Origin of the sequence: Succinimonas amylolytica DSM 2873, assembly GCF_000378405.1 — a bacterium.
GTDB lineage: Bacteria > Pseudomonadota > Gammaproteobacteria > Enterobacterales > Succinivibrionaceae > Succinimonas > Succinimonas amylolytica.
The window spans coordinates 840,217-846,353 of the sequence record NZ_KB899636.1 but is presented as its reverse complement, the minus strand read 5'-3'; the positions used below and the strand labels follow the sequence as shown (position 1 = coordinate 846,353).

At 43.1% G+C, this 6,137-nt stretch carries 5 protein-coding genes, 1 tRNA gene and 1 rRNA gene; 3 read left to right on the top strand and 4 right to left on the bottom strand.

Features of this window, described 5'->3' with window-relative positions; translation table 11 throughout:
• Positions 1-200: 200 nt before the first annotated feature.
• A complete protein-coding gene (locus tag F557_RS0103795; protein WP_169335155.1) occupies positions 201-755 on the bottom strand; it encodes a DUF4124 domain-containing protein in 555 nt (184 codons plus the stop codon).
• Between the two features lie 631 nt (positions 756-1,386).
• On the opposite strand from F557_RS0103795, the gene glnL reads away from it, so the two are divergent.
• Positions 1,387-2,502 (top strand): nitrogen regulation protein NR(II), encoded by a 1,116-nt coding sequence (gene glnL, locus F557_RS0103790; protein ID WP_026297740.1) that lies wholly within the window; start codon positions 1,387-1,389, stop codon positions 2,500-2,502.
• A 12-nt stretch (positions 2,503-2,514) separates the two neighbouring features.
• A complete protein-coding gene (gene ntrC / locus F557_RS0103785; protein WP_019000924.1) occupies positions 2,515-4,173 on the top strand; it encodes a nitrogen regulation protein NR(I) in 1,659 nt (552 codons plus the stop codon).
• Positions 4,174-4,298: 125 nt separating this feature from the next.
• Here the strand turns inward: ntrC and F557_RS0103780 are convergent, their stop codons facing one another.
• On the bottom strand, positions 4,299-4,544 hold the full coding sequence (locus F557_RS0103780) for an LPP leucine zipper domain-containing protein (RefSeq protein WP_026297739.1): 246 nt from the start codon (positions 4,542-4,544) through the stop codon (positions 4,299-4,301).
• Between the two features lie 359 nt (positions 4,545-4,903).
• Between F557_RS0103780 and F557_RS0103775 the strand changes: the two genes are divergently transcribed.
• Positions 4,904-5,380 carry a hypothetical protein gene (locus F557_RS0103775; protein ID WP_019000922.1) on the top strand — a complete coding sequence of 159 codons (477 nt, stop codon included), beginning with the start codon at positions 4,904-4,906 and terminating at the stop codon, positions 5,378-5,380.
• A 496-nt stretch (positions 5,381-5,876) separates the two neighbouring features.
• On the opposite strand, the gene F557_RS0103770 is transcribed toward F557_RS0103775, so the two are convergent.
• A tRNA-Asp gene (locus F557_RS0103770) sits at positions 5,877-5,953 on the bottom strand.
• 15 nt (positions 5,954-5,968) lie between these two features.
• A 5S ribosomal RNA gene (gene rrf / locus F557_RS0103765) occupies positions 5,969-6,083 on the bottom strand.
• Between the last annotated feature and the right edge of the window lie 54 nt (positions 6,084-6,137).

Sequence of the window (6,137 nt, the reverse complement as noted above, 5' to 3'; positions counted from 1 at the left end):
ATTGTCTAAACTGTTTGTTAAAGAACTTCGCTGAGCTTTACCCTGTCAGCGAGTGCGTATTTTAGAGATTTTTTGAATCCCGTCAACACTTTTTTGAACAAAACTAAAAAAAACATCAAAAAGGCTGCCATTTTGGATATTTTTTAACCAATACCACCCAAAATCACAGCCTAGAAAAATTGTTTCCTGCTCTTATTCTGTTACTTACCCCCGACACTTACTCTGAGAACAGTCACCTTAATACTGTTGGAGGTAAAAATCTTACCATCCTGTACCTGAACTTTTGTGGTAATCTGATGCTCTCCGCGAGGAACTCCCTCAACCCGGACAGTGGAAGAATTATTGGCGGAGCCAAACAATGAACCGTCAATATAAACCTTGGTGGAGTAATTACCAGACGGCATCGGATTTATATTGGAGGATACCGTAATCACCCCGTCGTTTGCCCGAATCTCCTGACCATTAGACGGAGACACGATAGAAACCCGGATATTGCTGTTGGACGTCCCATTGACAGGTCTGATATTTTCTCCTTTCGGGACATAATTGGTTTCAACGGTTCCCACCTTAGGTGCCTTGACTTCAATTTTTGAGGCTCCGTTCTGATTGGCAACTCTCTGTTCGTCACCATAATGCGTCACACCATTGCTGTCCACCCACTTATAAACCTCTTCGGCGTTTGCAACGGCAGCTGACAAGCCTGCCCCGGCCGTCAGAATACAAAATGCAATATTTAGCATGTTTACAGTTTTCATACCGATGTCCTCTGATTTGATAAATACCATATAACAACCATAATACTATCATCAATTGTGCCGGCAGAACTGCAACATCATATCAAAGTCAGAATTTTCTCAGGTTTTCTCACAAAAAACATTCCTGCGTTACATCCTTCAATACAACACTGATTTCTATCCCCGTTTGATTCTGCAAAACTCAAATGCAGTAAATATTTAACTGGTTTCTGTATGTTTACACTCAGATAATTGTCTGTTCCTGCTACTCATCTATAAAACTGTATCGAATTTCAAATACCACATGGTTTTAATCCTCAACTAATTCTCACCCTATGACAGAATACGGTTCTGTAACGTGGCACTCCTTTAATACCTCGTCATGACGTGATAGATATCCGTTACTTGCGTACTATTATAATTGGCATTTCAGATCTTCCTGACTGGTAGATATTTTGCATATTTCCCCCTGCAAAAGATCCCCGAAGGCGCATTTGCTATTAATAAAATCTTCAGAGGCTGAACCCTGGGCATGCAACCTTATGCTTCCAATGCAAAGTTGCTAAGCTGATGCGTACACAAGAGGCACTATCACGAATCATTTGCACTAAAATATTTCATTTATAATATTATGCACAACTTTGGTGATAACATGGATTACCAGGATTTCCCGAATACAATACTTTCCGCACTTAGTACCGGTGTAATGGTGCTTAACAACAAGCTAAAGGTTATTAGCTCAAATCCGGCATGTGAACAAATTCTCGGAATTAGCACCTCCAAAATGCGTAACAGATTTTTCCCGGATCTGTTCAGCTACTCCGGCATAGATTTCAATAAATGTCTTCCCGTAGTCACCGAAAAGGATGTTTTTTCAAGTACCAATACTGTCCTAGTTACCCCCCATCGGAAAATTTTCGTGGATATCACCATCACCTGTCTCGGACAGGATGAGATTGCATCTTCCACGAAATCGTGGCCAGATACGTCCTCTTCAATGCTACTAATAGAATTCAAAAAGGTAACCCGTGAACGTGTTATGGAACATGAACGCCAGCAGGAAAGTCAGCAGGATGCCGCAAGAGAACTGGTCAGAAGTCTGGCCCACGAAATCAAAAACCCTCTTGGAGGCCTCCGTGGTGCCGCCCAGCTCATTCAGAAAGACTGCGGTCAGGATTCAAATCTCTTTGATTACTGTAAAATCATTATTGAACAGGCTGACCGACTTAAAAACCTGGTAGACAGACTTTTAGGACCGCAAAGAGCTATACCAGCCAAATATGACAATATTCACTCTATAATCGAGAAAGTCAGAAAACTTTTGGAACTGGAAATCACCAATGACATTTCCATCGAAAGAGACTACGACCCTTCGTTACCAGAAATCAAGATGGATTCCGAAAAAATGGAGCAGGCATTTCTCAACATTATCGGAAATGCTGTAGCCATCCTGAAGGAAAACAAGGTAAATCCTGGGCTGATAACTATTCAAACCAGAGCAGACTACTGCATCAGTATCAGAGGCAAGCTCTGTCATACCGCCATAAAAATAACCATCACCGACAACGGTCCTGGAATTCCGCCGGAAATTGCTGATACCATTTTCTACCCCATGGTGTCACGTCGCGCCGGTGGAACCGGTCTAGGACTGCCCATTGCCCAGAACATAATTGCACAGCATCACGGGAAAATCGAGTGTCAGAGCTTTTCTGGACAAACACAGTTTATAATCTACCTTCCCCTGTTTGCAGACGGAAACGACAATTAAGGAGACCATTACATGTCAGATAACTACAGTAACGGAAAAGTCTGGATAGTGGATGACGACAGCGCCATTCGTTTTGTAATAGACAGAGCCCTGACAAAGGAAGGTTTTAACTGCGAGGTATTTCCCGATGGAGAATCAGCTCTAAAAAAACTAGCCTCAAATCCTCCCGAATGTATTATATCCGATATCAAAATGCCCGGTATCGACGGAATTTCCATGCTTAAAGAGATTCACCGCAAATTTGCCGATATTCCGGTGATCATCACTACTGCCCACAGTGATCTTATGAATGCCGTACGTTCCTATGAAAATGGCTCCTTTGAATACCTGCCAAAACCATTCGACCTTGACGACTGTATTGCTATTGTCAAAAAAGCAGTATCCCAGTACCGAAAATTATCACCTGCCACACCCGATAGCCAGATGCAGCCGCAAGTCCAATCTCCGGTAGCTTCTGAAAATAAAGGCATAACCGAACTTATCGGCGAATCTCAGGCCATGCAGGAGGTTTACCGTGTTATCGGCAGAATCTCACACTCCAATGTCAGTGTTCTTATTATGGGAGAATCAGGGACCGGAAAAGAACTGGTGGCACGGGCCATTTACAGACACAGCACCAGAAACAAAAAGCCGTTTGTAGCTCTCAATATGGCTGCCATTCCTCAGGAACTGATTGAATCCGAGCTGTTCGGACACGAAAAAGGATCCTTTACCGGAGCCAACAGCCAAAGAATCGGACGTTTTGAGGAAGCTAATACCGGAACCCTGTTTCTGGATGAAATTGGGGATATGCCAATGGAAGCTCAGACAAGACTGCTGCGAGTTCTGGAAAACCGGGAATTCTACCGGGTTGGAGGCCAGTCCCCCATCTCAGTAGATGTCCGCATTCTGGCCGCTACCAATAAGAATCTTCCCGAATATGTCAGAAAAGGTCTGTTCCGGGAAGATCTGTACTTCCGTCTTAATGTTATCAGCATTCACATCCCCCCTCTCAGAGACAGATCTGACGATATCCAGAAACTGACAGGACATTTTCTTGTCAATGCTGGAAAGGAAATGAACGTACCTGCTAAAATCCTGAGACAAGACTCCCTTGACATTCTTAAACGGTATAGCTGGCCCGGAAATATCCGGCAGCTTCAAAATGTCTGTCGCTGGCTCACAGTAATGGCTCCAGGTCAAATTATTCCCCCCGAGGATCTCCCCGATGAGGTTAAAAGCGCCCGAGAGGATCCATCAATACATAACACAGAACCGGAAAGAAGTCTTCCGACCAAAGATTCATCTCCGGGAAATTGCGAAGGCAATGACAGAAGAAACTGGGATTTCTCAGGAACAGAAATTGCCCTAGCGGCTGCTGTCTCATTACCTGAAGCCATCAGCAATGAAACAGGAATACCGGAGACATCAGAGCAGTATCTCAAAACAGCATATGCCGCATCAAATACTGACTGGGAACCCATACTTGGTAACTGGGTTGCCAAACAGCTTTCCGAAGGCAATACCGAAATCCAGAAAGAAGCTATGGCCACATTTGAGTTTGTCATGCTAAAAGAAGCTTTGAAATATACACATGGCAAAAAAATCGAGGCTGCCAGAATTCTTGGCATAGGCAGAAATACTCTCACAAGAAAGCTTCAGGAATTTAAAGATCGCTTTAAAAATAATTGAAAAGAGGAACTTTTCTGGCACAAACCAGCGACAGACACGAAAACATCCGCCGCAAAATCTAAAATATTTTTCATAAACAAAAAAAGGGGAGCATAAAACTCCCCCCGCAAACTCGTTATTGAATATTACTTCTTGTAACGGTTAGCCATGTTGTCGAGACGCTCATTGGCACGAGCAGCGTCAGCTCTTGCAGCAGCAACTTCGTTGCTCAGCTGGTTCTGGTTAGACTTAACAGCAGCAACGTCGGCAGAAAGAGCATCAACCTTCTGAGAAAGAGCATCAACCTTCTGAGAAAGAGCATCGGTGTTAGCACAGCCAACAAGAGAAGCACCAAGTACAACAGTGCCTAAAACAACCTGTAACTTATTCATGAATTTCTCCATCAAATTATCATTTTTAAGTTAATTCCCTGAGATCTGTAAACAACCCCTCAGGATTTGAGGATAATTTTAGCGTAATAATCAGCATAAGTCACGTTTTTTCAGAAAATTTTTGCAAGGATTCATATTATTATCAGCAGGCAGAAATACTGAAAAATCCGTCTCTTTCAGAAAGACTTTCATCGTATTGAAAATCACAAAAAATAGAGATTTAAGTAATGAAAACGGATTTTATGAAGCAGCATGATGGTCACTGTGTTCGCACATGCGACTTTCTGATAAAATTTTCTGCCACAATCTGATATTCCGGAGTTATCCGGAACCGCTTAAATTCCGCAGGAGCTTAACACATGATTAATTTTCACCGGATTAAACGCAATACTCTTTCCTGCCTCGGCATGATATCTTTTATTTTTGGTAGTATCGTTCTCTCATCCATAGCCGCCCATGCGGACTACGCTATCGTCCCCCCATCCGTCATTGGAAAAGACGGCAAAATTCAGATTCGCTACCTCAACGACGTACTTATTCCCATGATGCGAGACAGTATAAAGGAAGCATCTCGGGGAACAGATGATTTTTCTCTTATTGACATGCATCGGGGAAACGGAGCTTCCATCGTTATGATCTGGCAGGTAAGAAGCAACAACACCCAGGAACAGATTAAGACCCTCCCGAATTCCCCATCTTTTATGTGTTCTCTTCTGAACCCAGGAGATCGGGAACTGTTAAAACTCATTGATTACATGGAACAGGACTATGTTACTCCCGATAAAACCACAATCAAAAAGACCCGTCTCAGCAAAGAAGACTGCCGTCTGAAGTAATTGTTACTCCGTTATCCCGCAAAAACCGTTCTATGACCGGAGTAAATAGCAAAACACAGATTATTGCGGATTTATTTGCAATTGGGGACGGGGAAAAGTATTCTTTGAGCCTCTCTTTATTTTCAGCAGTAATTGCCGTATTTCGCTACAACATTCCTTGCCTTAATTTATAGTTAAATTGAATAGCTTTTGCGGAAACTACAAAGGTCTCAGCTCACGAACCTTTGAATTTCAACAGTCTCCCATATCAATATTGTTGGCAGGATGTTTATAAAAAACAGCATACCTTTGATACTTATTACCAGATAGTGCACAGGTGTGCCGAAAAATCCTAATAGCTGTCCGAAGTGAACCTCTCCAAAATTTCAGACAATAACGGCGGTTACCGGACGTTCATGCCATCATTCCCAGCAAATACCCAGATACCGAAAAATTCAAAACCATACTGTGGAATATAAAAGAAAACGGGGTACCCTGAAGTACCCCGCTGTATGAGTGGCGGAACGGACGGGGCTCGAACCCGTGACCTCCTGCGTGACAGGCAGGCATTCTAACCAGCTGAACTACCGCTCCGTGCTTGATTTTAATGCCTGACAATGACCTACTCTCACATAGCGAATGCTACACTACCATCGGCACTGTTCCGTTTCACTTCTGTGTTCGGAATGGATACAGGTGGTTCCAGAACGTTATCTTCATCAGGCAATCCGGTTTAAAAATTTAATCTCGCCTCAAATCACTTCTTCCGTTCAAACCC